Annotated in this window: 3 protein-coding genes; all 3 read right to left on the bottom strand. The window is 63.0% G+C overall.

What is annotated here, in order from left to right:
* Nucleotides 1-82 precede the first annotated feature (82 nt).
* A complete protein-coding gene (locus K2W81_RS06245; protein ID WP_294102317.1) occupies nucleotides 83-1066 on the bottom strand; it encodes an AraC family transcriptional regulator in 984 nt (327 codons plus the stop codon).
* A gap of 155 nt (nucleotides 1067-1221) precedes the next feature.
* Nucleotides 1222-1608 carry a response regulator gene (locus tag K2W81_RS06240; protein WP_294102316.1) on the bottom strand — a complete coding sequence of 129 codons (387 nt, stop codon included), beginning with the start codon at nucleotides 1606-1608 and terminating at the stop codon, nucleotides 1222-1224.
* A gap of 64 nt (nucleotides 1609-1672) precedes the next feature.
* Nucleotides 1673-3031 (bottom strand): ATP-binding protein (locus tag K2W81_RS06235; RefSeq protein WP_294102315.1); only part of this gene is annotated, 1359 nt, incomplete at its 5' end.

Below are 3031 nucleotides of genomic sequence, written 5' to 3'. Positions count from 1 at the left end.
GAGTGGTGACGCAGAGGACTGCAAATCCTTGCACCCGGGTTCGATTCCCGGTCGGGCCTCCATCCAGCGACAGATGGCGAAGTCAGGCGGCGGCGTGTGCCCCGCCTGCATAGCCGTTCGCGGGGATCGTCGGGCGGGGTGCGTCGGCCTCGATTGCCGTTCGGCGATACGCACTGGGATCAGCGCCATAGGCATCGCGGAATGCGCGGCTGAAATGGCTGCGGCTCGAAAAGCCGATGCTGGCGGCGATCACTTTGACCGGCATGTTAGTCGCGCGCAGCATTTCAGCGGCGTGGTGGAGCCGCGTCTTCGCGACGAACGCCATTGGGCTCATCGCAAACGCGTGGCTGAACTCGCGCGCAAAGGCCGAGCGGCTCATGCCGGCCGCCGACGCGAGCGCCGCGACGCTGTGCCGCGCGGCAGGCTTGTCGATCACCGCAGCGGCGGCCTTGCCGAGCCGTGGGTCGCGGAGCGTACTTAACAGGCTGGTCTCATGATCGCTGCGCGCGAAATGCCGCCGGAGCAGCATCAGCACACAGGTCTTCATCAAAGCGCCGGTCAGCGCGCGCGATCCAAGCCCCGGTGACTCGATCTCGGCGAGCATCAACTCATAGCTCAGCCGGACGATCGGTAGTTGGTGCAGATCCTCGACCAGCGGCTTGCGGACGGTGTCGAGCAGGCCGAACGACCCCGATATATTGGCCGTGATCACCCCGCAGACGAACCGCAGGTCCCCCTCGCCGCCATTGGTAACGTCGAACTTGATCAGCCCACCGCCGAGTTGCGAACAATTGTCGATCGCCAGCAATTCGCGCCCGGTATCTCCGTCGGCGCCGATCACCTGACGCACATGCGGTGGCACCAGCACGATCGATCCGGGGCCGCAGACGATCGGCGGTTCGCCCGCGACCGACAGGTGCATCGTGCCCGACAGGATATAGTGAACTTCGATTTCCGGCCCGCCCCGTGCAACCAGCTTCATCCCGCGGTCGACCTGGCAAAGCGCAAAGGCATCAATCGCGACATCGAGCGTTTTCAGCAAACGGTCGATTATCTGTTCGGTCATTGACGCCTCCACTCAACAAATACGGCTACTCCACCTCAGGTCTATGACCGCAAATTTCCACTCGCCATGCCCTTGGGACGATAAGCAACGTGCACGGGACGATCCGCAACGGCCCGCGTATGAATGTCGCAATATTTGACGAAAGCGTGCGACTTTTAGCCGATCATCCCGCCGGGGCGCCGGGCAAGCAGGCGCCCGATCGCGTCGAACAGCGAATCCATCGCCACCGGCTTGAACAGCACTTCGTCGGCGCCCTCACGCAGGCAATAATCGCGCAGATCGACAGCGGTGTCGGCGGTGACGACGATCACCGGCAAGGCTGCTTTGGCGTCTCCGCGCGCCCGCAGATGCCGAATCGCTTCGATCCCGTCCATCCCGGGCATCCGCAAGTCCATCAGAATGATATCGAAATCCTGCTCACCGATTAGCTGCAACCCGCGCTCGGCGCTTTCGGCGCCGGTCATCGTTGCGCCCGCCACGTCAAGCATGTCCTTGACCACGCGTCGATTCATCGGATCGTCTTCGACGAACAAGACGTTCATCGCCGCACTCCAGTGAGCATGTCGCTCGCGATCCTAACACAACGCATCGATAGTCCCTATCGCGTTAAGCCGCACGCGACACAAGGCGCTGCGTAGTCTGACCGCGCGCGTGATCGGGGTGAGGGTAAAGCGACGCGACGAGCGCAGGGCCGGCCACGGGCTTGGCGATCACCTGATCGATGCCCGCAGCGGCGAATTGTTGTCGCGCCTCATTCGAAGGAGTCGCCCACAACAGGCAGACGCGCGCCTGCACGTCAGCGGCACCCTGCGCCAGCGCCGCCAGCGCCGCATCGATATCGCCATCCGCGCGCGCGACGCCTTCGTCGACCAGCACCAGCTTTGGCTTGACCGCTGCGATCGACGTGACCGCTTCGGCAACGCTGTCGGCGAAGGCAATCGTCGAAGCGTGCGGCGCGAACAACGCGCGCAGCATGCTGCGGGTGATCGGATTGCGGTCAACGATCAGCAGTTCAGCGGGTGCTTGCTGCGTTTCAGGGGCGATGCTTGGTACCGCGAGCGTCTGGCAGGGAAGCGTGATTGCGAAGGTCGACCCAGCACCGATCTGACTTGTCACCGTCACATCGCCACCCATTGCACGGGCAAGACTGCGACAGATCGACAGGCCCAGCCCCGTCCCGCCATAGCGCCGCGTGGTACCCGCATCGACTTGCTTGAACGATTCGAAAATCTCGTCGAGCTTGTTCGCCGGAATGCCGATACCGGTATCGTGGATGGCGATTTGCAACCGACCCTGCGCCGTTTGTTCGGCGCGCAGCTCGATCGATCCTTTCTCTGTAAATTTCAGCGCGTTCGACAAAAGATTGAACACGATCTGGCGCAGGCGTGCGGCATCGCCGACGATCATTTGCGGACACTGATCGAGGTCGATCTCGAAAGCGACGCCCTTGGCGCGCGCTTGCTCTTCCCACAACCGCGAGACATCGCCCAGCGTCTTGTGCAGATCGACCGGCACTGCCTCGATCGTGAGGTTGCCGGTCTCCATCTTGGCGACATCGAGGATGTCGTCGACCAGCGCCTTCATTGTAATGCCCGCGCCGTGGACGACACTCAGCCGATCGCGCGTCGCCGCCGACAAAGCGCCGTCGGCGAGCATCACCTGCGTCATGCCCAAAATGCCATTGAGCGGCGTGCGAATTTCGTGGCTCGTTGTCGCCAGGAATTCGGTCTTGGCCGCGAGCGCCTTTTCGAGCGCGGAGTTGGTATCCGCCAGATGGACGTTAGCAGCGCGCACGTCGTTGCGGCTGCGCCGGATGGTGATGATGCCGAACACCAGCATGGACACAACGATCAGGGTCGCGACGATCACGCCCGCAAAAATCCAGCCGAGCATGCGGCTGCGCGCCTGCTCGAATTCGAACTTGCGGCGCGCTTCATCGGCCTTGAGATTGGCGATCTTGGCGTC

The organism is Sphingomonas sp. (assembly GCF_019749955.1).
Classification (GTDB): domain Bacteria; phylum Pseudomonadota; class Alphaproteobacteria; order Sphingomonadales; family Sphingomonadaceae; genus Sphingomonas.
The sequence above is the reverse complement of the archived record's forward strand: the minus strand, read 5'-3'. Positions and strand labels throughout refer to the sequence as shown.